Source organism: Streptomyces sp. NPDC092296, assembly GCF_044755465.1.
In the GTDB taxonomy this organism is placed as follows: Bacteria; Actinomycetota; Actinomycetes; order Streptomycetales; family Streptomycetaceae; genus Peterkaempfera.
This window is the reverse complement of sequence record NZ_JBIVRB010000021.1, coordinates 1-23,942: the sequence shown is the minus strand read 5'-3', so window position 1 is coordinate 23,942 and position 23,942 is coordinate 1. Positions and strand designations below refer to the sequence as shown.

Sequence of the window (23,942 nt, the reverse complement as noted above, 5' to 3'; positions counted from 1 at the left end):
CGCAGGGCCGCGACGGACCATGCTAGCCGGCGCTGTCGCCAGTCCGGGCCACGCCGGTACGGAGGGCATCGGATCAGCTGTTGGTCGAAGGTGCGCCGCCGCACAGCGCAGTTGCGATCGATCGCCCTACGGCTTCTGCGACCGGCGGGGGCAGCGCGTTTCCGACCTGGCGGTAGGCGCGTGTCTTCCGTCCGTAGATGTGCCAGTCCTCCGGGATCGCCTGCAAGATCGCTGCCTGCCGCACGCTCAGCCGGGGTCTGCCGTCGACGGGGAAGTCGACCGAGGGGCTGGCGTCGCTCAGGCTGGTCCCCTCGACGCCGATTGCCGCCCATGCCTTCTTACTGCCGGTCGGCCCGAGATCCCCGCCACCGCGATTGTCCGAGCCGCCGACGAGGGCGGGAGCGGGTCGGTCCGCCGCTGCCGCCCACTGCTCCGCGCCGGGCCACCCGTTGGCCCCCATCGAGGGCCCCAGCGCCTGGCCCACGGTCGGTGTCGGGGCGACGCTCGGCTCGGGCCAGACGAATCCGTGGCTGTAGTCGTCCGCGAGGGCCACCAGGAAGCCGCTCCGCCTGTGCTGCGGCACGCCGAAGTCCGCGGCATCCAGCACCTTCCAGAAGGGGCGATATCCAAGGTTCTGCAGCTCCGCCTCCATCCAGGACCGGTCCTCCGCACAGTCCTCGCTCTGGACCAGCCCCTCCAGATTCTCCAGCATCAGCGCCTTCGGTTTGACGGCCATCAGCACACTGACCGCCGCCTTGAGCAGCGCACGCTCGTGATCGTCCCCACCACGGCGTGCGACCGCCGCCGCAGCCTTGATGCGCGGCATTCCTCCGCTGATGAGGTCGATGTCCAGAACCTTGCGCAGGTCCGGCTCGTCCTCGTCCAACGGGTCGAAGCTCATCAGATCTCGACAGCGAACATCCCACCCCGGGCGGTTCAGCCCGATTGTCCGGCATGCGAACTCGTTGTTGTCGATCAACATAACCGGGTCGAACCCGGCGCGCTCCAAGCCGAGTGCCTGAGCGCCCGACCCGGCGCACAACTCCAGTGATGTGAACCTGGTCATCGCTCCCCCTTGTCTCGGCCTCGGTCGCACTGGTGCGACTGATGCACCGGGTACTCCGTGAAGCGTAGGTTCCCCCACTGACAGAGGACGGCGGCGGGCGCTCAGGCCGGCTCCCTCCGCACGGTCGCGATGATTGTCGCAGCGACGTCCGAGGCCGCCTCGTGTTCCCAGAACCGCAGCACGGTCCATCCCTGGGCCGTGAGGTGGTGTGTCGTCTCCTCGTCGCGCTCCATGTTGCGGTCGAGCTTGGCCCGCCACCACTCTGCATTCGCCTTCGGTTCGGTCGCGTGTTCCGGACAGCCGTGCCAGAAGCAGCCATCCATGAACACCGCGACCTTCGCTCGTGGGAAGTTGATGTCCACCGTCCGGCGGGACATACCGGGTACGGGCATGTTGACCCTGTACCGAAGCCCGCTTCGGTGGAGCAACCTGCGGACCGCGAGCTCGGGTGTCGTGTCCTTACGCGCCTGGTGGCGCATGCGAATGGTCACTGATGGTGAGGATGGAGCGGGGCGCATGATGCGATTCTCCCGGATCGCTTCCGGAAGGGAACCAAAGGTTGTGAAACTCCTTCCAGCTCGTGGGAGAGGTCACTGGCGCGATCAGACCCGCTCGACCGTGAACCGCCACGGTCGGTAGAGATCACCGGCCAGCCTGAGACGGGAGCATACCAACCTGATGAGGATCTTACCGGGGCATAATGGGCAATCCTCCCGCGTTACGCGCGCCCTGGGTGAGCCCGAGGAGTCCGGATGTCTCGGACGGTACGGCACGAGGAGACTGTTCGCGATCGCCGAGGGCCTGACCCGTGACGGCATCTCCTGTTCCTCCTCCCATGACTCCGCGCGCAACCCTCACCGGATAGGCGTTTGCTGGTCCAAGAGCGCCGTGCGGGTCATCCTTACCAACCCCCGCAATACGGGCCGCCAGGTCTGGAACGAGCAGCGCAAGAACGAGGTCTTCCTCGGCACTGAAGATGTGAGCATGGGGCACGTCGGGGTTATGCGGTGGAATCCGGCGGACAAGTGGATCTACTCCGACGACATCATCCACACCCTGCTGGCGATGAGACGATGGTCTGGGCCAGATGGTGGGGTGCGAAGGTGCGCGCGAGCCAGGCGTCCAACGGGGGGATGACGTCCGCTTCGCGCAGGTAGACGTTGCGCGGGTGCTGGATCCGGTTGGCGAGCGCGTACTCCCCGGGGATGCGGCAGCGGTAGTACGGCTCGTCGTGGCTCCAGTGGCCCTGCATCGCGCGCGAGCACACGCCTCAGGATATCGCGCCGCGGAAAGTGTGGTGATGCGGAGCGCGCTGCGGCACGAAGCCCTTGGGCCCGCGAGCGGCCAGCACCGTCTGGATGGCCGCAAACGAAGCCATGGCATGGCCCGGGCTACCGGGTCCGGCACCGGACCCGCACAGCGATGCCGTAGCCATCGCATTGGACAACCGAGGTCGGGGTCCAGAAGTGACATGGTCGAGACCCGGTCTGCCGGGAACTCGGCATCTGGGGCAGCTGCCACCCGGGGAAGCACAGAATGCGGGTCGAGGTGGACCTCGACCCGCACTGGAATGCTGTGCCATCGCCCCGTGGGGTGATGATGTGGTGTCCGAGGGGGGACTTGAACCCCCACGCCCGATAAAGGGCACTAGCACCTCAAGCTAGCGCGTCTGCCATTCCGCCACCCGGACAGGGTGTGTGCCTCGGGTCCGTGCGGTTCCCCGTGGCGACATGGAAAGAATACCAGGCCCGGGGGGTGGTCCTCACCTGCGTATCCGCCGGGCGGGGCTGGGGGCCGAACGGGATGGATCACACCTTTTCGGGTAGGTGGAGCAGTCCGGACAGATCGCCCATCGGCCGTGGAGGTCGCCGTGAGGAGAACGCAGGGCAAGGACCGGGAGGCCGCTCCGGGGGAGCGGCTGCACCGGAGCTTCGGGGTGCTGGTCTTCCTGGGGGCCGTGCTGGTGCTGGGCGGGATCGTGGGGCTGATCTACACCGGGGTCGCCACGCTGACCAGCGTGCTGCTGTTCGGCTGCCTGCTGCTGACCGGCGGCACGGTCGGGCTGGTGCACGCGTTCCAGACCCGCCGGGACAACTTCTTCTGGCTGGGCGCCTCGGTGGCGGCGGTCAACCTGGCGGCCGGCCTGGTGATGGTGCTCCATCCGACGGTGGCGGCGGTGGGGCTGACCCTGTTCGCCGCGCTGCTCTTCCTGACGGCCGGGGTCTTCCGGGTGGTCGGCGGTCTGGCGGTACGCGGGTCGCAGTCGGGCTGGACGGTCTTCCTGGGCCTGCTGGACCTGCTGCTGGGCGCCCTGGTGCTGCACCAGTGGCCGAGCAGTTCGCTCTACACCCTGGGGCTGTTCTTCTCGCTGGCCCTGCTCTTCGACGGCCTCAGCCTGATCGGCACCGGCATCGGCGGCCGGCGGGTGATCGGCATGGTGGACGAGGACCGCCGCAACGCCGAGGTGCGGTCGTACCTGGCCGGGCGGGAGCACGCCCGAGGGGCGGCGCGCGGCAGGCGGCGGGAGGGGGCCCCGCAGGAGGAGCGGGGCGGTGACGCCTCCGGGTCGCGGCCGGGCGGTACGGGCAAGCCGCCCACCCCGCCGATGGGCATCTGACCGGATCTGCAAGCGGACCGGTCGGCAGCGAAGCGGAGGCGCTTCCTGCCGACCGGTTTCGTGCTGGGGCGGTCGTGATCCGTCGAGTTCGAGCACCGCGCCCGGCCGCCCGCGCAGCCCGCTAGCCTCGGGGCCGGGCCGCCCGCGCCGGGTGCGAGGCCATGCTGCGGCTCAGGGCCGGGTCCGATGGGTCGAAGGGCGGCTTGACGTGGGGCAGGGCAGCGACGGCGGGCCGGGCGAGGGGGCCTGGCGGTTCGCCGCCGCCTCCCAGGATTCGTCGGTGCCCCGGGTGCGGCACGCGGTGCGCGACCTGCTCGCCGCCCAGGGGCTGGCCGGTCGGCCGCCGTACGGGGAGCTGGTCCAGGGGCTGCTGCTGATCGTCTCCGAGCTGGTCACCAATGCCGTGAAGCACGCCGCCGTGCTGTCGCCGCAGCTGGTCGTGGAGGTCGTCATCGGCGGCGGGTGGGTGCGGGTCGCGGTGGAGGACAGCCATCCGTACCGGCCCAAGGCGCTCTACAACGAGCAGGGGCGCACCGGCGGCCGGGGGCTGCTGCTGGTGAAGGCGTTCGCGCTGGAGGCCGGCGGGGCTTGCGGGGTCGAGCGGACGGTGAACGGCGGGAAGGTGGTGTGGGCGTCGCTGCCCGTCCCCGTCCCCGTTCCTACCGGGCGGTTGGCGCTGCCTGGGCCCGCCGCGTATCGGTAGCCCGGTCGGGGGAGCGGCTGACGGCGGGGTCCGGTCGGTCGTCTTGTGTGGGTCCGGGGGAGGGATGGTGCGGTTCCTCGCACCCCCGGGGCCGGGGCGGCGCCCGGTTGTGCCGGTTTGCGGGCCCAGGCGAGGCTCAGAGGCGGCTCAAGGGAGGCCGGGCGGCCGCCCTGGGGCGCGAGAGGTGCGGACGGTGGGGTTCTCGCGCCCCTGAGGGCTACCAGTCCAGGCCGGTGAGCTCCCGGATCGTCGGCAGCGCGCCCTGGAAGACGGTCTCGAACCAGACCGAGAACGGCCGCTCGGCCCGCAGCGCCGCCAGCTCCCCGGGAGTGACGAAGGCCGCGTCGTCCACCTCCTCCGGGTCCGGCCGCAGCGGGGCGGTGACGACGCCCACGAAGAGGTGGTTCCACTCCCGCTCGATCAGCCCGGAGGCCGCGTCCGGCAGGTCGTAGCGCACGGTACCGGCCTCCCGGAGCAGCGCGGGGGCGGTGCCCAGCTCCTCGGCCGTCCGCCTGGCGGCCGCCACGAACGGCGCCTCGCCCGGGTACGGGTGGCCGCAGCAGGTGTTCGACCAGACCCCGGGGGAGTGGTACTTGCCGAGGGCCCGGCGCTGGAGCAGCATCCGCCCCTCGGTGTCGAACAGGAAGACCGAGAAGGCCCGGTGCAGCCGGCCGGGCTCCTGGTGGGCGGAGAGCTTCTCCGCGGTGCCGATGGTGAGTCCCTCGTCGTCGACGAGTTCCAGCAGGATCTCGGGCGCCGGGCGGGCATCGCCCCGGGCACCGCCCACGGTTGCTGGGCTCGTCGTTCCGCTGGTCGCCAATGTGGCCCCTTTCGGCGCGTGGACCGGGCGCCGCCCGTGCCGTGTGCTCGGGCCCACCCGCCCGGTCCGGTGGTCGGCTGGGCGCCGCGTTCCGCCGACCGGCTCCGGCCGGTGCGGAAGCGGCACCGGTGCCCCAGTCTGCCGTACAGGGCAGCGCCGGTCCGACCGACGCACGCATTCACGCCGGGCGCCGGGTCAGTGGCAGAGACTGGGTTCGTGTGCCGCGTGGCCCTCCGGCTCCAGTTGGAAGGTGCAGTGCCCGACGTCGAAGTGGGCGCCCAGGCACTCCTGGAGGGTGTGCAGCATGCCCTCGTGCCCCTGGTCGCGCAGTGCCTCCTCGGTGACCACCACATGGACCGAGATCACCGGCAGCCCGGACGTCACCGTCCACACATGCAGGTCGTGCAGCCCGGTCACGCCGGGCAGCGCCAGCATGTGCGCCCGCACCTCGTCCAGGTCCACATTGCGCGGCGCCGCCTCCAGCAGCACGTCCACCGCCTCCCGCAGCAGCGACCAGGTGCGCGGCACCACCATCAGGCCGATCGCGATGGAGGCGATCGGGTCGGCGGCCGTCCAGCCGGTGCCGAGGATGATCAGCGCGGAGACCACCACGGCGGCCGACCCGAGCGCGTCCGCCAGCACCTCCAGGAAGGCCCCCCGGGTGTTGAGGCTCTCCCGCTGGCCGCCCAGCAGTACGACCACCGAGACGCTGTTGGCCACCAGCCCCACCAGGCCGAACAGGACCGTGGCGCCCCCCGCCACCGCCACCGGCTCCAGGAACCGCCGCACCGCCTCCACCAGGATGTACAGCCCCACCCCGAACAGCAGCACCGCGTTGGCCATCGCGGCCAGGATCTCGGCCCGCGCGTAGCCGAAGGTGCGGCGGCCGGCGGCGGGCTTGTTGGCGAAGTGCACCGCGACCAGTGCCATGCCCAGGCCCAGCGCATCGGTCGCCATGTGGCCCGCGTCCGCGAGCAGCGCCAGCGAGCCGGTGACGAAGCTGCCCGCCACCTCGGCCAGCAGCACGGTCACCGTCATGCAGAGCGCGAACCGCAGCCGGCCCCGGTGGGCGCCCCCCGCCGTGCCATGGGTGCCGGCCGCTGCTCCGTGGTCGTGGGAATGTCCCGCACCCATGCGATCCTCTTCCTCCCTGGCGGTTCCCCGCCTCGATACCCCCCGAGGGTACGCCGGGGGGTTCCGCCCCCAGCGGGCAGCGTACGCGGAGCGGCCTGGTGCCGGGAGGTGAAACGCCCCGGTTCGGCCACCTGTGAGGCGTTCCCCGGAGGCGGGTTGTCCATCCGCCCCGCCGTCGGCAAAGATGATCGACACGGCCGGACGGAGCCAATTGGACTCCGGGGACTCCCCTGGGGTTCTCCGACAGGTCATCCGATAGCCTCTGCCGACACCATCCACCGGAGCGGCGCATCCGCCCCGGCCCTGCCTGCGACCTTGCCGGGCAGGCGGCCGTCCCAGCACGTTCAGGTCCCAACACGTTCAGGTCCCAACACGTTCCGGTCCCAGCACTTTCCGGTCCCAGCACATCCAGGGAGTGAGATCCGCTGTCCACCGCCATCCTCACCGGTCCTGCCCCGGGCGGCACTCCTGCGCCGGACGGCGATCCGGGTGGGGCGCACGGGGCACTGCCCGCGGACCTCGCCGCGCTCGGCTACCGCCGCGTCCTGGACGCGGGCGGCCCCCGGGAGCTGGCCCGGATGCTCGCCGAGGCCCCGGCCGGTGAGCGCGTCGCGGTGCTGGACCGCCGCTTCGTCGGCCACCGGCACGCCCTGCGGCTCGGCCTCACCGACCCCCGCTTCCCCGCCGCCGCCGTCCCCGGCGCGCTGACCGCCGACGGGCCGCAGGCCCGCGCCGCGCTCACCGCCGCCGCCGAGCGGCTGGCCGCCGGCCCCCAGCCCTCCGCCGGCCCCCAGTCTTCCGGCGACAGCAGGCCCGCCGGGGACACCAGGGCCGGCGCCGCCCTGCTGCCCGCCACCGTGCTGCCCGACGCCCTCGCCGCCGCCCTCCAGGAGTCCGGCACCGAGGTGTACCGCCCCGAGCTGGGCGAACTGGTCGCCACCGTCCCCGCCGCCGACGCCGACCGGCAGCGCGCCGCCCAGGCCGTCGCCGCCGTCGACGACGAGGCGGTGCGGCTCCGGCGCGCGGTGAAGTCCCGCGACGGCTTCTTCACCACCCACTGCGTCAGCCCCTACTCCCGCTACCTCGCCCGCTGGTGCGCCCGGCGCGGCCTGACCCCCAACCAGGTCACCACCGCCTCCCTGCTGGTGGCGCTGATCGCCGCGGGCTGCGCCGCCACCGGCACCCGCCCCGGCTTCGTCGCGGCCGGCGTGCTGCTGATCGCGTCCTTCGTCCTGGACTGCACCGACGGCCAGCTGGCCCGCTACTCGCTCCAGTACTCCACGCTGGGCGCCTGGCTGGACGCCACCTTCGACCGGGCCAAGGAGTACGCCTACTACGCGGGCCTGGCGCTGGGCGCCGCCCGGGGCGGCCACGACGTATGGGCGCTGGCGCTGGGCGCGATGGTGCTGCAGAGCTGCCGCCATGTGGTGGACTTCGCCTTCACCGAGGCCAACCATGACGCCGAGGGCAACTCCAGCCCCACCGCGCAGCTCTCCAACCGGCTGGACGGCGTCGGCTGGACGGTCTGGGCGCGCCGCATCGTGGTACTCCCGATCGGGGAGCGCTGGGCGCTGATCGCGGTGCTCACCGCCGTCACCACGCCGCGCACCACCTTCATCGTGCTGCTGATCGGCTGCGCCTTCGCCGCCTGCTACACCACCGCGGGCCGGGTGCTGCGCTCGGTCACCCGGCACCGGGTCCGCACCGAGCGGGCCGCCGTCGCGCTCGGCGACCTGGCCGACTCCGGCCCCCTCGCGGAGGCCGGCGCCCGCCTGCTGCGCCCGTCGGCGCGCCGGCTGCCCGCCTTCGCCACCCCCGTGGTCGCGGTGGCCGGTGCGGCGCTGCTGCTCGCCGGGGTGCTGCTGGGCGGCGCCGGGACGTGGTGGGCGGTGGCCGCCGCCGCCGGATACCTGGTCACCTCCTCGCTGGCGGTCGCCCGCCCGCTGCGTGGCCCGCTGGACTGGCTGGTCCCGCCGGTCTTCCGCGCCGCCGAATACCTCACCGTGCTCGGACTGGCCGCCCGGCTGTCCGACGCGGCGCTGCCCGCCGCCTTCGGGCTGGTCGCAGCCGTCGCATACCATCACTACGACACGGTGTACCGCATCCGCGGCGGCACCGGGGCGCCGCCGCGGTGGCTGGTGCGCGCGGCCGGCGGCCATGAGGGGCGGGTGCTGCTGCTCACTGTCGCGGCCGCGCTCGCCTACGGCGGCAGTCCGCACGGAGCGGCCGGCCACCAGCTGCCCGGTGCCCACGCCCTGCAACTCACCCTGGCGGCCATGGCGGCCGTCCTGGCGCTGGTCGTCCTGGCCGAGAGCATCCGCTTCTGGGTCTTCGGCGGCGAAGCGCCGGCAGTCCACGACGAAACAGGAGACACCGCATGATCGGCCTCGTTCTGGCCGCGGGAGCCGGCCGCCGCCTGCGCCCGTACACCGACACCCTGCCCAAGGCCCTGGTGCCGGTGGACGGCGAGACGACCGTCCTGGACCTCACCCTCGGCAACTTCGCCGAGGTCGGGCTGCGGGACGTCGCCGTCGTCGTCGGCTACCGCAAGGAGGCCGTGTACGACCGCAAGGCGGAGCTGGAGCGCAAGTACGGCGTCACCCTCACCCTGGTCGACAACGACAAGGCCGAGGAGTGGAACAACGCCTACTCCCTGTGGTGCGCCCGCGACCTCTTCCGCGAGGGCCTGGTGCTGGCCAACGGCGACACCGTCCACCCGGTCTCGGTGGAGCGGACCATGCTGGAGGCCAACGAGCGCCGCACCGCCGCCGGCGAGCAGCCCGGCATCCTGCTCGCCCTGGACACGGTCAAGCAGCTGGCCGACGAGGAGATGAAGGTGGTCTCCGACGCCGAGAAGGGCGTCCGGCGGATCACCAAGCTGATGGACCCGGCCGAGGCCACCGGTGAGTACATCGGCGTCACCCTGATCAACCCCTCCGCCGCCGACGCGCTGGCCTCCGCGCTCCAGGCCACCTTCGAGCGCGACCCGCAGCTGTACTACGAGGACGGCTACCAGGAGATGGTCGACCGCGGCCTGCGGATCGACGTGCAGCCGATCGGCGAGGTCTCCTGGGTGGAGATCGACAACCACGACGACCTCGCGAAGGCCAGGGAGATCGCGTGCCGGTACTGACCCGCCTGATCCCGTCGCCGGTCGTCGTCGACATCCGCCCCGGAGCGCTGAACGACCTGGCGGCGGTCCTCGCGGACCAGCGGCTGTCCACCTCCGGCCGGATCGCGGTGGTGATCAGCGCCGGGTCCGGCGCCGTGCTGCGCGAACGGCTGGAGGCCCAGCTGCCCGGCGCCGACTGGTACTCGGTCGCGGACGGCACGCTGGACTCCGCCGTGCTGCTCGCGGACGCGATGCGGGCCGGCCACTACGACGCGGTGGTCGGCCTGGGCGGCGGCAAGATCATCGACGCCGCCAAGTACGCCGCCGCGCGGGTCGGCCTCCCGGTGGTCGCGGTGGCCACCAACCTCGCCCACGACGGCATCTGCTCCCCGGTGTCGATCCTGGACAACGACGCCGGGCGCGGCTCGTACGGCGTGCCGAGCCCGATCGGCATCGTCATCGACCTGGACGTCATCCGCAGCGCCCCCCGGCGCTTCGTGGCGTCCGGCATAGGCGACGCGGTCTCCAACATCTCCGCCTGCGCCGACTGGGAGCTCTCCCAGCGGATCACCGGCGAGCCGGTGGACGGCCTGGCGGTCGCCATGGCCCGCTCGGCGGGCGAGGTGCTGCTGCGCCACCCGGGGACGCTGGCGGACGACACGCTGCTCTGCGCCCTCGCCGAGGCACTGGTGCTCTCCGGCATCGCGATGAACATCGCCGGCTCCACCCGCCCGTCCTCCGGCGCCTGCCATGAGATCTCGCACGCGCTCGACCTGCTGCACCCCGAGCGGTCCGCCCAGCACGGCGAGCAGGTCGGCCTCGGGGCCGCCTTCGCCACCTTCCTGCGCGGCGACCGGGAGGGCGCCGGGCTGATCGCCCGGAGCCTGGCGCGCCACGGGCTGCCGGTGACCGCCAAGGAGATCGGCTTCTCCGAGGAGGAGTTCACCGAGGCGGTCCACTACGCGCCGCAGACCCGGCCGGGCCGGTTCACCATCCTCGAGCACCTCGACCTTTCCCCTTCTGCCATCCGGGACGCGTACACCGACTATGTCCAAGCCGTCAACAGCTGAGCTGACCGCCCCCCGCCCCTCGGTTGACGAGCTGCGCTCGGTCGTCCACCCCGGGGGCCTCCTCGACCGCCGCAGCGGTGAACACTGGGCGGGCCGCATCTACATGCGGTCCATCTCGCTGCGGATCACCCGCCTGGTGGTGAACACCCGGGTCACCCCCAACAGCCTCACCTACCTGATGATGCTCACCGGCATCGCCGCCGGCGCCGGCCTGCTGGTGCCCGGCGTGGCCGGTGCCGTGCTGGGCGCCGTGCTGATCCAGCTCTACCTGCTGCTGGACTGCGTGGACGGCGAGGTCGCCCGCTGGCGCCGGCAGACCTCGGTCACCGGCGTCTACCTGGACCGGGTCGGCCACTACCTGGCCGAGGCGGCCCTGCTCACCGGGGCCGGCCTGCGCGCCGCCGACCTGTTCCACCGGGACGGCGCCGCCGCCCACTGGCAGTGGGCCTTCATCGGTACGGTCGCCGCGCTCGGCGCCATCCTGATCAAGGCCGAGACCGACCTGGTGGACGTGGCCCGCATCCGCAGCGGCCTGCCCGCCGTGCAGGACACCGCCTCCGCCCCCCGGTCCTCCGGGGTCGCCAAGGCCCGCAAGGCGGCCGCCGCGCTGAAGTTCCACCGCCTGGTCGGCGGCGTGGAGGCGTCCCTGGTCATCCTGGCCGTCGGGATCGCCGACACGGTCCACGGCGATCTGCTCTTCACCCGGATCGCGGTCGCGGTGCTGGCCGCCATCGCGGTGGTGCAGACCCTGCTGCACCTGGCCAGCATCATCCTGTCGAGCAGGCTGCGGTGAGCGCGGCCGCCGCCCCGGACGGCTTCCGGCTGGGCGCCGTGGTGCTCACCATGGGCAACCGGCCGGCCGAGCTGAACGCCCTGCTGCACTCGGTGGCCACCCAGCGCGGGCCGGCCGTCGAGGTGGTGGTGGTCGGCAACGGCGCGCCGCTGCCCCCGCTGCCGCCGGGTGTCCGGGGCATCGAGCTGGCGGAGAACCTGGGCATCCCGGCCGGCCGCAACGTCGGCATCGAGGCGTTCGGACCGGACGGCTCGGGGGTCGACGCGGTGCTGTTCCTGGACGACGACGGGCTGCTGCCCGGCGACGACACCGCCGAGAAGCTCCGCGCGGCCTTCACCGCCGACCCCGGGCTGGGCATCGTCAGCTTCCGGATCGCCGATCCGGACACCGGCGTCACCCAGCGCCGCCACGTCCCCCGGCTGCGCGCCTCGGACCCGATGCGCTCCTCGCCGGTGACCACCTTCCTGGGCGGCGCCTCGGCGGTGCGCAGTGCGGTCTTCCCGCAGGCCGGGCAGTTGCCGGGCGAGTTCTTCTACGCCCACGAGGAGACCGACCTGGCCTGGCGGGCGCTGGACGCCGGCTGGTCCATCGAGTACCGGTCGGACATCGTTCTGCATCACCCGACCACACTGCCCAGTCGCCATGCGGTATACCACCGGATGGTGGCCCGCAACCGGGTGTGGCTGGCTCGTCGCAACCTGCCCGCGCTGCTGGTCCCCGCGTACCTGGGTACCTGGGTCCTGCTCACCCTGGCGCGCCGCCCCTCCCGGGCGGCGCTGCGGGCCTGGGTGGGAGGATTCCGGGAAGGATGGAGAACCCCCTGCGGTCCGCGCAGACCCATGCGCTGGCGTACGGTGTGGCGGTTGACGCGGCTCGGTCGCCCACCCGTCATCTGATCATCGGTTCCTCATTTGACCTGCGGACTCAGGCCCGCGAAGATCCCCGTTGCAGCAGCAACGGCACGATTGCAGGGGAGCGCCCGTTGAACGGAAGCCGGACCTGCCGATCTCGCATAGGACGAAAGTGTCAACAGTGAGTGAGCACATCCGCCCCGCAGTGGCGGCGGGCCCCGACCAGGGCCTGACCCCGGCGCAGCTCGCCGCCAAGTACGGCCTGTCGGTGAGCGGCGCCCGCCCGAGCCTGCCGGCCTACGTACGACAGCTGTGGTCGCGGCGGCACTTCATCGTGGCCTACGCCACGGCACGCCTGACGGCGATGTACACCAAGGCCAAGCTGGGGCAGCTGTGGCAGGTGATGACTCCGCTGCTCAACTGCGCGGTCTACTACCTGATCTTCGGCCTGCTGCTGGACACCAAGCGCGGGACTCCGCACTTCATCCAGTACCTGTGCATCGGCGTCTTCGTCTTCACCTTCACCCAGAACGCCATCCTGGCGGGCACCCGGTCGATCGCGGACAACCTCGGGCTGGTCCGGGCGCTGCACTTCCCCCGGGCCTGCCTGCCGATCGCGTTCACGATCATCCAGCTCCAGCAGCTGCTGTTCTCGATGATCGTGCTGCTGGTGATCGTCGCCTTCGCCAACCCGCCGATGGTGTCGTGGGCGCTGGTCATCCTGGTGCTGATGCTCCAGTTCGTCTTCAACACCGGCCTGGCGCTGGGGCTGGCCAGGGTCGGCGCCAAGATCACCGACACGGCGCAGCTGATGCCGTTCATCACCCGTACCTGGATGTACGCCTCCGGTGTGATGTACCCGATGGCGGCGTTCGCCAAGAAGGCGCCGGGCTGGGCCCAGCTGGTGCTGGACGCCAACCCCGCCGCCGTCTACATCGACCTGATGCGCTTCCTGCTGCTCGACTCGGTCAAGTCCGACGTGCTGCCGCCCCATGTGTGGGCCTGGGCCGTCGGCTGGGCCGTGCTCGCGGGCGTGGGCGGGTTCCTGTACTTCTGGAAGGCTGAGGAGGAGTACGGCCGTGGCTGACGTACCGACCGAGACCAAGGCCGTGGACGCGACGGCGGACGTCGATGTCGACGAGCTGGTCAAGCAGCACATCCCCACCGTGGTCGTGGACGACCTGCACATCGTCTACCGGGTGCACGGCGCCGGCAGCGGCAAGGGCAGCGCCACCTCGGCGCTGAGCCGGATCGTCTCCAAGCGGCGCTCCCCGTCGGTGCGCGAGGTGCACGCGGTGCGCGGGGTCTCCTTCATCGCGTACAAGGGCGAGTCGATCGGCCTGATCGGCTCCAACGGCTCCGGCAAGTCGACGCTGCTGAAGGCCGTGGCCGGGCTGCTGCCGGCCGAGCGGGGCTCCGTCTTCACCCAGGGCCAGCCGTCGCTGCTGGGCGTGAACGCGGCCCTGATGAACGACCTCACCGGTGAGCGCAACGTCATCCTCGGCGGACTGGCGATGGGCATGAGCCAGGAGGAGGTGAAGGCGCGGTTCAACGACATCGTGGAGTTCTCCGGGATCAACGAGAAGGGCGACTTCATCTCGCTGCCGATGCGCACCTACTCCTCCGGTATGGCGGCCCGGCTGCGGTTCTCCATCGCGGCGGCCAAGAGCCACGATGTGCTGATGATCGACGAGGCGCTGGCCACCGGCGACGCCAAGTTCCAGCGCCGCAGCGAGGCCCGCATCCGGGAGCTGCGCAAGGAGGCCGGCACGGTCTTCCTGGTCAGCCACAACAACAAGTCGATCCGGGACACCTGCAACCGCGTGATCTGGCTGGAGAAGGGCGAGCTGGTCATGGACGGCCCGACCGACGAGGTGATCAAGGCGTACGAGAAGGAGAACAAGCGCTGACCGCGCCGCTCCGCTTCGCGTCCGGCCGAGGGCCGGCACTGGGCCGTACCCGGTGCCGGCCCTCGGCCTTTCACTTTATTCCCGAGGAATGATCACCCCGGCGGGTCCATTGTCCGAGCGGCCACCTAGAGTGAGTCCGCACCCGTGGGAACCGGCGCGTGATGTGCTGTCCTGCGGGTGAGGGCGTGTCCGCTGTGTGCACGCTGTCAAGATCGGTGTAGAACGGGGGAGTGACGCCAGTGGCGGCTTCGGCCCATTTCGAGGGGGCGCGCGGCCCGGTGCCGCGACGTACCGGCAGCCCACCGGGTGGTCGCCGGTGACCGTGGACAGCAGCTCTCCGACTCCCGGTGCGCCGTCCGACGGCGCCGTGCTGGGCAAGGCGGCCAGGGAGAACTTCCCGGTCGCCCCCTTCTTCCTGCCCGCGGCCTGGCGCGACGACCTGATGGCGGTCTACGGCTTCGCCCGGCTGGTCGACGACGCCGGCGACGGCGACCTGGACGAGCCGGACCTGGTCGCCAAGGTCCTCGGCGTCGACACCCCGCGCCCGCAGTCACCGGAACCGTCCCAGCCACCCCAGCCATCCCCGTCAGCCCAGCCATCCCAGTCGTCCCCGTCGGCCCGGCCGCAGTCACCGGCGGCCGCCGCCGGTCCGCCCGACGCGGCCGAGATCGCCTTCCGGCTGGCCCTGCTGGACGGACTGGATCGCGACCTGGACCGGGTCTTCGCTATAGTGCTCGGCTCCGGCGGAGTCGAGGCGCCGCGCCATCCGCTGATGCGTGCTCTGGTGCCGCTGGTGGAAAAGCACGGGCTGACCCCCGATCCCTTCCGTAACCTGATCCAGGCGAACCGGGTGGACCAACAGACCACCAGGTATGCCACGTACCAGGACCTACTGGGCTACTGCGAGCTGTCCGCCAATCCCGTCGGCCGGCTGGTGCTCTCCATCGCCGGCGTCTCCACACCCGAACGGGTGGAGCGCTCGGACGCGGTCTGCAGCGCCCTACAGGTGATCGAGCACCTGCAGGACGTTGCGGAGGATCTGACGAGGGGGAGGGTCTACCTGCCCACGGAGGACCTCGACCGGTTCGGTGTGACGGAGGCGGACCTCGCCGCCCCCACCGCCGGTGGGCGAGTGCGCGACCTGATCGCCTTTCAGTCGCAGCGAGCGGGGACCCTGCTCGATCAAGGGGCTCCCCTGGTAGGTACGGTGCGTGGACGGCTCAGGCTGCTGCTGGCCGGCTTCACCGCCGGCGGGCGCGCCGCCCTGGGGGCGATCACCGCCGTCGGGTACGACGTACTGCTCGGGCCGCCCAAGCCCGCCAAGGGCCGCCTCCTGCGGGAAGCGGCGGCCACATACGTGAAGGGAAGGTGAGCCCCGGGGTGGCGGCATCACCACTGGCGTCCGCGCAGGTCATGGCGGCGTACCGGTACTGCGAAGCGGTCACCGGCATGCAGGCGCGCAACTTCAGCTACGGCATCCGGCTGCTCCCGGAGCCCAAGCGGCTCGCCATGTCCGCGCTCTACGCGCTCGCCCGCCGGGTCGACGACATCGGCGACGGCGACCTCCCGCCCGAGCGCAAGGCGGAACTGCTGGGCCGCACCCGGGCGCTGCTCGGCGAGGTGCGGGCCGGCGAGGTGCAGGAGAACGACACCGACCCCATCAAGGTCGCCCTGGCCGACGCCGCCGTGCGCTTCCCCGTCCCGATCGACGCCTTCGACGAGCTGATCGACGGCGTGGAGATGGACCTGCGCGGCGCGCAGTACACGACCTTCGACGACCTGCGCACCTACTGCCGCTGCGTGGCCGGCTCGATCGGCCGGCTGTCGCTCGGCGTCTTCGGCTGCACCGACCCCAAGCTGGGCGCCGAGTACGCCGACACCCTGGGGTTGGCCCTCCAGCTGACCAACATCCTGCGCGACCTGCGGGAGGACGCGGCCACCGGCCGCAGCTACCTGCCCGCCGAGGATCTGGAGCGCTTCGGCTGCGCCGGCGGCTTCGACGCCCCGCAGCCGCCCAGCGGTGCGGACTTCACCGGCCTGATCGCCTTCCAGACCGCCCGCGCCCAGCAGTACTTCGAGGAGGGGCTGCTGCTCCTCCCGATGCTGGACCGCCGCAGCCGGGCATGTACCGCCGCCATGGCGGGCATCTACCACAGGCTGCTGCAGCGGATTGCCGCAGAGCCGCTGTCGGTGTTGCGTGGCCGGGTGTCGCTGCCCGGCTGGGAGAAGGCGTATGTGGCACTCTCCGGCCTGGCCGGAGGTCGCTCTTGACCGCGACACCGGCACCGGTCGCCGCCGCGGACGGCGGTCGGCCGGGCCCGACCAGGGGAGCAGCGGTGCGGTCGCCGGCCGGCGGGGACCGCACCCGGGGGGAGGGGCGATGAGCAGCACCGTGCGCGGGGACCGCGCGACCGCGGTGGTCATCGGCGGCGGGCTGGCCGGTGTCACCGCGGCCCTCCGGCTGGCCGAGGCCGGGCTGGCCGTCACCCTGGTCGAGGGGAGGCCGCGCCTCGGCGGCCTGGCCTTCTCCTTCCAGCGCGGCAATCTGACGGTCGACAACGGCCAGCATGTCTTCCTGCGCTGCTGCACCGCCTACCGCGGCCTGATCGACCGGCTCGGCGCCGGGCGGCTGGTCTCCCTCCAGCGGCGGCTCGACGTGCCGGTGCTGGACGTCGCCGGTGCGCGGCCCGGCAGCACCGCCGGCCTGCGGCTCGGCCGGCTGCGCCGCACCGGGCTGCCGGTGCCGCTGCACCTGGCCGCGAGCCTGGCGACCTACCCGCACCTGAGCGCCGTCGAGCGGCTGCGGGTCGTCCGGGCGGCCCTCGCGCTGTACGGGCTGGACCCGGCCGACCCGGCGCTGGACGACCGGTCCTTCGGCGACTGGCTGCGGCAGTACCGGCAGTCCCCGCGCACCCTGGAGGCGCTCTGGGACCTGGTCGGCGTCGCCACCCTCAACGCCACCGCCGACCAGGTGTCGCTGGCGCTGGCCGCCATGGTCTTCAAGACCGGGCTGCTCTCCGCCCCGGGCGCCTCCGACATCGGCTGGGCCGACGCCCCGTTGGGCGTCCTGCACCATGACACGGCACTGGACGCGCTGCACCGGGGCGGGGTCCGGGTGCTGCTGCGGGCCAGGGCGACCTCCCTGAAGTCGTCCGCCGGCGGAACGGACAGCCCCGGCGTGGACGGTTCGGACGCCGACCGTGGCACGCCCCAAGGTTCGAGTACGCACGGTCGTGCGACTCCTGGGCATGACCGGCACATCGTCCGGGTCGAGGGCGACAAGCTGCCCGCCGGCGGTGAGCTGCTGCCCGCCGACACGGTGGTGCTGGCCGTGCCCCAGGACGCCGCAGCCGACCTGCTCCCGCCGGACAGCATCGACGACCAGGACCGGCTGCGCCGCCTCGGCACCTCACCGATCCTCAATGTGCACGTCGTCTACGACCGCAAGGTGCTGCGCCGGCCGTTCCTGGCCGGCATCGGCACCCCCGTCCAGTGGGTGTTCGACCGTACGCGGCACTCCGGGCTCGCCGCGCAGGACCAGCACGCCCAGTACCTGGCGCTCTCCCAGTCGGCCGCGTACGACGAGATCGACCTGCCGGTGGCCGAGCTGCGCCGCCGCTACCTGCCGGAGCTGGAGCGGCTGCTGCCCGCCACCCGGGACGCGCAGGTGCTGGACTTCTTCGTCACCCGGGAGCGCACCGCCACCTTCGACCCGGCGCCGGGCAGCGCCCGGCTGCGGCCGGGCGCCCGCACCCGGACGCCCGGACTGCTGCTGGCCGGCGCCTGGACCGCCACCGGGTGGCCCGCCACCATGGAGGGCGCCGTCCGCAGCGGGCACACCGCAGCGGACGAGGCGCTCGCCGCCCTGGGCCACCGACGCGCCGACCTGACGGCGGCCTACGCGGCGGGACGGTGGCCGCGATGACCGGACCGACCGCGCCCCGGGCCGGGTCCGCCCCGGCCCGGCCGCACCGGCGGGGCGACCCCGCCGAACCCGCGCCGCTCCAGGCGCCACCGCACGCAGCGGACCACACACCCGAGGGAGAGGGAATGCGCGTGGATTCACGCCTCGACACGCAGCCCGTGGAGGGGACGGTGTCGGTGCCGGCCCTCCTGGAGCGGGGCCGCACCCTGTGCACCCCGCAGTTGCGCGAGGCCGTCGGACGGCTCGCCGCCCCGATGGACACCGTCGCCGCCTACCACTTCGGCTGGATCGACCGCGACGGCCGACCCGCCGCAGGCGACGGCGGCAAGGCGGTCCGGCCCGCGCTGGCGCTGCTGTCCGCGCAGGCGGTCGGCGCCGACCCGGCGATCGGCGCCCCGGGCGGCACCGCCGTCGAGCTGGTGCACAACTTCTCGCTGCTGCACGACGACCTGATGGACGGCGACGAGACCCGCCGCCACCGCGCCACCGCCTGGACGGTCTTCGGGGCGGCCCAGGCGATCCTGGTCGGTGACGCGCTGTTCGCGCTCGCCACCGAGGTGCTGCTCGACGCACCGGACACCTCCGCCATCAGCCCCGTCGACGCCGCCCGAGCCGTCCGGCGGATCACCGTCGCCACCCGCAAGCTGATCGACGGCCAGGCGCAGGACCTCTCCTTCGAGCACCGGGACCGGGTGACGGTGGACGAGTGCCTGGAGATGGAGGGCAACAAGACCGGCGCCCTGCTCGCCTGCGCCTCCTCCATCGGAGCCGTCCTGGCCGGCGCCGACGACACTGTCGCGGACGCCCTGGAGCGCTACGGCTACCACCTCGGCCTCGCCTTCCAGGCGGTGGACGACCTGCTCGGCATCTGGGGCGCCACCGAGGTGACCGGCAAGCCGCACTGGGGCGACCTGCGGCAGCGCAAGAAGTCGCTGCCGGTCTCCGCCGCCCTGGCCGACGGCGGCCCCGCCTCGCTGCGGCTCGCGGAGCTGCTCGCCGACCCGGAGGGCCGGGGCGACGAGGACGAGCAGCAGCTCGCCGCCCGCGCGGCCCTGATCGAGGAGGCCGGCGGCCGCGCCTGGACGCAGGACGAAGCCCGCCGCCAGCACAAGACCGCCCTCGCCGCCCTGGACGAGGTGCCCATGCCCGACGTGGTGCGCGAGCACTTTGTCGCACTCGCCGAATTCGTCGTCGTACGGGAGAGGTGAATCCACGTGACCACAACTGCGGACGGCCGGCTCGACCCCGAGTACGATCCCGAGCCGGTCGCGATGCAGAGTTCTCTGCAAGACCTCGGGCAGCTGCCCGACGGTAAGAGCGAGGCCCCCGGGGGGACGGGAGCCTCGGACGGCGAGCCGGTACCGCCCCGGCTCGCGGCAGCCACCGCGCTGGAGCGCGCCACCGCCCATCTGCTCTCGTTGCAGAACGAGCAGGGCTGGTGGAAGGGAAACCTCGAGACCAATGTGACCATGGACGCCGAGGACCTGCTGCTCCGGCAGTTCCTCGGCATCCGGACCGACGAGGAGACCCGGGCCACCGCCGAGTGGATCCGCTCCCAGCAGCGGGACGACGGCACCTGGGCCACCTTCTACGGCGGCCCGCCCGAGCTGTCCACCACGGTCGAGGCGTATGTCGCGCTCAAGCTCGCCGGGGACGACCCCGGCGCCGCGCACATGGCCACCGCCGCGGCCTGGATCAGGGCCCAGGGCGGCATCGCGGCCAGCAGGGTCTTCACCCGCATCTGGCTCGCCCTGTTCGGCTGGTGGCCCTGGGACCGGCTGCCGGAGATGCCGCCGGAGCTGATGTTCCTGCCCAAGTGGGCGCCGCTGAACATCTACTCCTTCGGCTGCTGGGCCCGGCAGACCATCGTGCCGCTCACCGTGGTCTCGGCCCACCGCCCGGTCCGCCCCGCGCCGTTCGCGCTGGACGAGCTGCACACCGACCTGGCCGACCCCTTCCCCAGCGGGCGGATGGACTCGCCCACCAGCTGGGACGGGCTGTTCCAGCGGCTGGACCGGGTGCTGCACGCCTACCACAACCGGGCGGTGCGGCCGATCCGCCGACTGGCGCTCGGTCAGGCGACCCGCTGGATCGTGGAGCGGCAGGAGGCCGACGGCTGCTGGGGCGGTATCCAGCCGCCCGCCGTCTACTCGCTGATCGCGCTGCACCTGGAGGGGTACGCCCTGGAGCACCCGGTGATGCGGGCCGGGCTCAGCGCGCTCGACCGCTTCACCGTCCACACGGCCGACGGCAGGCGCTGGCTGGAAGCCTGCCAGTCCCCGGTCTGGGACACCTGCCTGGCCACCATCGCCCTGGCCGACGCGGGTCTGCCCGCCGACCACCCGGCGCTGGTGGCCGCCGCCGACTGGATGCTCGGCGAGGAGGTGCGGCGCGGCGGCGACTGGTCGGTGCGGCGGCCCGACCTGGCCCCCGGCGGCTGGGCGTTCGAGTTCGACAACGACACCTATCCGGACATCGACGACACCGCCGAGGTGGTGCTCGCGCTGCGCCGGGTGGCCCACCCCGACCCCGAGCGGGTGCGCGCCGCGGTGGACCGGGGCGTCGCCTGGAATCTGGGCATGCAGTCCAAGAACGGCGCCTGGGGCGCCTTCGACGTCGACAACACCAGCAGCCTGCCCAACAAGCTGCCGTTCTGCGACTTCGGAGAGGTCATCGACCCGCCGTCGGCCGATGTCACCGGCCATGTGGTGGAGATGCTGGCGGACGTCGGCAAGGCCCGCGATCCGCGCACCAGACGCGGCGTCGAGTGGCTGCTGCGCAACCAGGAGAAGGACGGCTCCTGGTTCGGCCGCTGGGGCACCAACTACGTCTACGGCACCGGCTCGGTGCTCCCCGCGCTGATCGCGGCGGGCATCCCCACCGCGCACCCGGCGATCCGCCGGGCGGTGCGCTGGCTGGAGGAGCACCAGAACGCCGACGGCGGCTGGGGGGAGGACATGCGCTCCTACGACGACCCGGAGCACTGGTCCGGTCGCGGTGACTCCACCGCGTCGCAGACCGCCTGGTCGTTGATGGCGCTGCTGTCGGCGGGGGAGAGCGGCGAGGCGGTGGACCGGGGCGTCGCCTGGCTGGCCGCCACCCAGCTGCCCGAAGGCACCTGGGACGAGCCGCAGTTCACCGGGACCGGATTCCCGTGGGACTTCTCCATCAACTACAACCTCTACCGGCTGGTCTTCCCGGTCACCGCACTGGGCCGCTATCTGCACGGCTCCCCCGGGCCCGGTGCCGCCGTCCAGGAGGACCGGGTCGGGCAGCCCGAGCTGTCGGAGCTGCCCGCGCAGCCGGAGAAGGCGCCGCAGGTCGTCGCGCAGAGCGGGGAGAGCGGCCAGGGTGGCCAGAGCGGCCAGAGCGGGCAGGGCGGCCAGGGCGGGCAGGGTGGGCCGAGCGCCCCGAGCCTGCCGGCCCCCGCTGCGGCCCCCGCCACCGACCGGGGCGACGGGCCGGTCACCGGCTCGGGCGAGGCCGGGGCGAGGGCGGTGCGATGAGACCGTCAGCATCGCCCACCTCCACCCCAGGCGCACCGCTGCTGGTGGTCTGCGCCCTCGGTGTGGAGCGGTGGGCGCTGCGCGGCGGCGACTGGACGGCGCCCGGTGGGCACTCCCGGGCCGGCGGCCCGGCGGTGCTCGCCGCCACCGGCATGGGCCCGGACCGCGCCGGGCGGTCCGTCAGCGGCCTGCTCGCCGGTGGCACCGACGGGCACAGCGCCCTGCTGGTCACCGGCTTCTGCGCCGCCGTCAGCCCGGGAATACGTCCGGGGGACGCCGTTGTTGCCGATGAGGTGCGCGACGACGAGGAGACCTCGATCGAGATCCCCACGTCCCGCCTGCTCGCCGACGCCCTGCGCGCCCATGGTCTGACGGTGCACACCGGCAGGCTGCACTCGGCCGACCACGTGGTGCGCGGTGCCGCCGCCCGCCACCGACTGCACTCCGGCGGCGCGACTGCCGTCGACATGGAGACCGCCGCGGTGCTCGCCGCCGCCCGACGGGCAGCCCCCGGGCTGCCCGTGGCCGCCGCTCGCATCGTGGTCGACACCCCCGAGCAGGAGCTGCTGCGCCCCGGCACCGTCCCGAGCGGAGTGCGCGCCTGGCGTGCACTCCGCTCCGCCGTGCCCGCCTTCACCGCCTGGCATCGTGCTCTGGCCTCCCAGGACAGCGCACCCGACCGTACCCACACATCCGAAACCACCATCCGGACGCTCCCTCAGGAGGCGAGCTAGTCATGGCCATGCCGTTGCGCCAGACCGCGCGGATCAGCACGTACCTCCTTCAGCAGAAACTCCTGAAGCGCCGGGAGAAGTTCCCGCTCATCGTGGAGCTCGAACCGCTGTTCGCCTGCAACCTCGCCTGCGAGGGCTGCGGCAAGATCCAGCACCCCGCCGGGGTGCTCAAGCAGCGGATGCCGGTCGCCCAGGCGGTCGGCGCGGTGCTGGAGTCCGGCGCCCCGATGGTCTCCATCGCGGGCGGCGAGCCGCTGATGCACCCGCAGATCGACGAGATCGTCAGGCAGCTGGTGGAGAAGCGGAAGTACGTCTTCCTCTGCACAAACGCTCTGCTGATGCGCAAGAAGCTGGACAAGTTCACCCCTTCGCCGTACTTCGCCTTCACCGTGCACATCGACGGCCTGCGGGAGCGGCACGATGCCTCGGTGGACAAGGAAGGCACCTTCGACGAGGCGGTGGCGGCGATCAAGGAAGCCAAGGCGCGCGGTTTCCGGGTCACCACCAACAGCACCTTCTTCAACACCGACACCCCGCAGACCGTCATCGAGGTGCTGGACTACCTCAATGACGAGCTGAAGGTGGACGAGATGATGATCTCGCCCGGCTACGCCTACGAGAAGGCACCCGACCAGGAGCACTTCCTGGGTGTGCAGCAGACCCGCGAGCTGTTCAAGAAGGCGTTCGCCGGCGGCAACCGGCTGCGCTGGCGGCTCAACCACAGCCCGCTCTTCCTGGACTTCCTGGAGGGCAAGGTCGACTTCGAGTGCACCGCGTGGGGCATCCCCAACTACTCGCTCTTCGGCTGGCAGCGCCCCTGCTACCTGATGGCCGACGGGTATGTGCCCACCTACCGTGAGCTGATCGAGAAGACCGACTGGTCCAAGTACGGCCGGGGCCGTGACGCGCGGTGCGAGAACTGCATGGCGCACTGCGGCTACGAGCCCACCGCCGTGCTGGCGACCATGGGGTCGCTCAAGGCGTCCATCCGGGCGGCCAAGGAGACGGTCGCGAGCAACCGCGGCCACTGAGCAGCACCACCGTGTGCCGTGGCGCGGGCCGCCGGCCCGCGCCACGGCGGGCGCCCACTCACCCATCTACTCCCCAGAACCGAACTGCATCACAGTGAGGGTGACACCCATGACCGCGATCTCACTCGGTATCCCTTCCATGCCGCTCAAGCCGCTTGCTGTGCGCCGCCGGTCGCGGCAGATCATGGTGGGGGGTGTGCCGGTGGGTGGTGATGCGCCGGTGTCGGTGCAGTCGATGACGACGACGGTGACGGCTGATGTCAATGCGACGTTGCAGCAGATCGCGGAGTTGACGGCGTCGGGGTGTCAGATCGTGCGGGTGGCGGTGCCGTCGCAGGATGACGCGGAGGCGTTGCCGCTGATCGCGCGGAAGTCGCAGATTCCGGTGATCGCGGATATTCATTTCCAGCCGAAGTACGTGTTCGCGGCGATTGACGCGGGGTGTGCGGCGGTGCGGGTGAATCCGGGGAACATCAAGCAGTTCGACGACAAGGTGCGGGAGATCGCGAAGGCTGCTTCGGCCGCGGGGACGCCGATTCGGATCGGGGTGAACGCGGGGTCGCTGGACCGGCGGCTGCTGGAGAAGTACGGGCGGGCGACGCCTGAGGCGTTGGTGGAGTCGGCGTTGTGGGAGTGCTCGCTTTTCGAGGAGCACGGTTTCCGGGACATC

23 protein-coding genes and 1 tRNA gene are annotated in these 23,942 nt (G+C 72.3%); 18 read left to right on the top strand and 6 right to left on the bottom strand.

All coding sequences use genetic code 11. The features are described from left to right. Window positions 1-73: 73 nt before the first annotated feature. Window positions 74-1,066 carry a DNA cytosine methyltransferase gene (locus ACIQGZ_RS27985; protein WP_402607071.1) on the bottom strand — a complete coding sequence of 331 codons (993 nt, stop codon included), beginning with the start codon at window positions 1,064-1,066 and terminating at the stop codon, window positions 74-76. 101 nt (window positions 1,067-1,167) lie between these two features. Continuing rightward, the gene (locus ACIQGZ_RS27980) at window positions 1,168-1,584 is read right to left on the bottom strand and encodes a very short patch repair endonuclease (protein WP_402607069.1); all 417 of its coding nucleotides are present in this window, start codon (window positions 1,582-1,584) and stop codon (window positions 1,168-1,170) included. Window positions 1,585-1,744: 160 nt separating this feature from the next. Here ACIQGZ_RS27980 and ACIQGZ_RS27975 point away from each other — a divergent pair, with 160 nt between their 5' ends. Beyond that, the gene (locus ACIQGZ_RS27975; protein WP_402607066.1) at window positions 1,745-2,203 is read left to right on the top strand and encodes a recombinase family protein; all 459 of its coding nucleotides are present in this window, start codon (window positions 1,745-1,747) and stop codon (window positions 2,201-2,203) included. Here the strand turns inward: ACIQGZ_RS27975 and ACIQGZ_RS27970 are convergent. Beyond that, window positions 2,112-2,318 carry a hypothetical protein gene (locus ACIQGZ_RS27970; protein ID WP_402607179.1) on the bottom strand — a complete coding sequence of 69 codons (207 nt, stop codon included), beginning with the start codon at window positions 2,316-2,318 and terminating at the stop codon, window positions 2,112-2,114. The genes ACIQGZ_RS27975 and ACIQGZ_RS27970 overlap by 92 nt on opposite strands. Before the next feature lie 350 nt (window positions 2,319-2,668). Continuing rightward, window positions 2,669-2,756: transfer RNA gene (locus ACIQGZ_RS27965), tRNA-Leu, on the bottom strand. A 180-nt stretch (window positions 2,757-2,936) separates the two neighbouring features. On the opposite strand from ACIQGZ_RS27965, the gene ACIQGZ_RS27960 reads away from it, so the two are divergent. Continuing rightward, the gene (locus ACIQGZ_RS27960) at window positions 2,937-3,683 is read left to right on the top strand and encodes an HdeD family acid-resistance protein (protein WP_402607064.1); all 747 of its coding nucleotides are present in this window, start codon (window positions 2,937-2,939) and stop codon (window positions 3,681-3,683) included. 208 nt (window positions 3,684-3,891) lie between these two features. Further along, a complete protein-coding gene (locus ACIQGZ_RS27955) occupies window positions 3,892-4,386 on the top strand; it encodes an ATP-binding protein (RefSeq protein ID WP_402607062.1) in 495 nt (164 codons plus the stop codon). Window positions 4,387-4,603: 217 nt separating this feature from the next. On the opposite strand, the gene idi is transcribed toward ACIQGZ_RS27955, so the two are convergent. Both idi and ACIQGZ_RS27945 read right to left on the bottom strand, forming a co-directional pair. Beyond that, window positions 4,604-5,173, bottom strand: a complete 570-nt coding sequence (idi, locus tag ACIQGZ_RS27950; RefSeq protein ID WP_402607059.1) for an isopentenyl-diphosphate Delta-isomerase — start codon at window positions 5,171-5,173, stop codon at window positions 4,604-4,606. 228 nt (window positions 5,174-5,401) lie between these two features. After that, window positions 5,402-6,340, bottom strand: a complete 939-nt coding sequence (locus ACIQGZ_RS27945) for a cation diffusion facilitator family transporter (RefSeq protein ID WP_402607057.1) — start codon at window positions 6,338-6,340, stop codon at window positions 5,402-5,404. 425 nt (window positions 6,341-6,765) lie between these two features. Between ACIQGZ_RS27945 and ACIQGZ_RS27940 the strand changes: the two genes are divergently transcribed. The 15 genes from ACIQGZ_RS27940 to ACIQGZ_RS27870 form a co-directional block, all read left to right on the top strand. Beyond that, window positions 6,766-8,721, top strand: coding sequence for a DUF5941 domain-containing protein (locus tag ACIQGZ_RS27940; RefSeq protein WP_402607176.1), 1,956 nt, complete (start codon window positions 6,766-6,768; stop codon window positions 8,719-8,721). Then, window positions 8,718-9,473: a sugar phosphate nucleotidyltransferase gene (locus ACIQGZ_RS27935; protein ID WP_402607054.1), complete on the top strand. Its 756-nt coding sequence runs from the start codon at window positions 8,718-8,720 to the stop codon at window positions 9,471-9,473. Before ACIQGZ_RS27940 ends, ACIQGZ_RS27935 begins: the two co-directional genes overlap by 4 nt. Further along, on the top strand, window positions 9,461-10,522 hold the full coding sequence (locus ACIQGZ_RS27930) for an iron-containing alcohol dehydrogenase family protein (RefSeq protein WP_402607052.1): 1,062 nt from the start codon (window positions 9,461-9,463) through the stop codon (window positions 10,520-10,522). The genes ACIQGZ_RS27935 and ACIQGZ_RS27930 overlap by 13 nt, the downstream gene beginning before the upstream one ends. Then, window positions 10,500-11,315 (top strand): CDP-alcohol phosphatidyltransferase family protein, encoded by an 816-nt coding sequence (locus tag ACIQGZ_RS27925; protein WP_402607049.1) that lies wholly within the window; start codon window positions 10,500-10,502, stop codon window positions 11,313-11,315. The genes ACIQGZ_RS27930 and ACIQGZ_RS27925 overlap by 23 nt, the downstream gene beginning before the upstream one ends. Window positions 11,316-11,365: 50 nt before the next feature. Further along, window positions 11,366-12,211, top strand: coding sequence for a glycosyltransferase family 2 protein (locus ACIQGZ_RS27920; RefSeq protein ID WP_402607174.1), 846 nt, complete (start codon window positions 11,366-11,368; stop codon window positions 12,209-12,211). A 127-nt stretch (window positions 12,212-12,338) separates the two neighbouring features. Next, window positions 12,339-13,253 carry an ABC transporter permease gene (locus ACIQGZ_RS27915; protein WP_402607047.1) on the top strand — a complete coding sequence of 305 codons (915 nt, stop codon included), beginning with the start codon at window positions 12,339-12,341 and terminating at the stop codon, window positions 13,251-13,253. Continuing rightward, on the top strand, window positions 13,246-14,076 hold the full coding sequence (locus ACIQGZ_RS27910) for an ABC transporter ATP-binding protein (RefSeq protein ID WP_402607045.1): 831 nt from the start codon (window positions 13,246-13,248) through the stop codon (window positions 14,074-14,076). Before ACIQGZ_RS27915 ends, ACIQGZ_RS27910 begins: the two co-directional genes overlap by 8 nt. Window positions 14,077-14,398: 322 nt before the next feature. Further along, complete coding sequence (gene hpnC / locus ACIQGZ_RS27905; protein WP_402607172.1) at window positions 14,399-15,448, top strand: squalene synthase HpnC; 1,050 nt, start codon at window positions 14,399-14,401, stop codon at window positions 15,446-15,448. Window positions 15,449-15,489: 41 nt separating this feature from the next. After that, window positions 15,490-16,347 (top strand): presqualene diphosphate synthase HpnD, encoded by an 858-nt coding sequence (gene hpnD / locus ACIQGZ_RS27900; RefSeq protein WP_402607170.1) that lies wholly within the window; start codon window positions 15,490-15,492, stop codon window positions 16,345-16,347. 109 nt (window positions 16,348-16,456) lie between these two features. Then, window positions 16,457-18,001: an FAD-dependent oxidoreductase gene (locus ACIQGZ_RS27895; protein ID WP_402607042.1), complete on the top strand. Its 1,545-nt coding sequence runs from the start codon at window positions 16,457-16,459 to the stop codon at window positions 17,999-18,001. A gap of 125 nt (window positions 18,002-18,126) precedes the next feature. Next, entirely contained in the window at window positions 18,127-19,209 is a 1,083-nt protein-coding gene (locus ACIQGZ_RS27890; protein WP_402607040.1) for a polyprenyl synthetase family protein, read from the top strand. A 63-nt stretch (window positions 19,210-19,272) separates the two neighbouring features. Next, window positions 19,273-21,507: a squalene--hopene cyclase gene (gene shc, locus ACIQGZ_RS27885; RefSeq protein WP_402607168.1), complete on the top strand. Its 2,235-nt coding sequence runs from the start codon at window positions 19,273-19,275 to the stop codon at window positions 21,505-21,507. Continuing rightward, on the top strand, window positions 21,504-22,241 hold the full coding sequence (locus ACIQGZ_RS27880; RefSeq protein WP_402607038.1) for a 1-hydroxy-2-methyl-2-butenyl 4-diphosphate reductase: 738 nt from the start codon (window positions 21,504-21,506) through the stop codon (window positions 22,239-22,241). Before shc ends, ACIQGZ_RS27880 begins: the two co-directional genes overlap by 4 nt. Window positions 22,242-22,243: 2 nt before the next feature. Then, entirely contained in the window at window positions 22,244-23,272 is a 1,029-nt protein-coding gene (hpnH, locus tag ACIQGZ_RS27875; RefSeq protein WP_402607036.1) for an adenosyl-hopene transferase HpnH, read from the top strand. Window positions 23,273-23,381: 109 nt separating this feature from the next. Then, on the top strand, window positions 23,382-23,942 hold a 561-nt coding region (locus tag ACIQGZ_RS27870), incomplete at its 3' end, for a flavodoxin-dependent (E)-4-hydroxy-3-methylbut-2-enyl-diphosphate synthase (protein WP_402607033.1).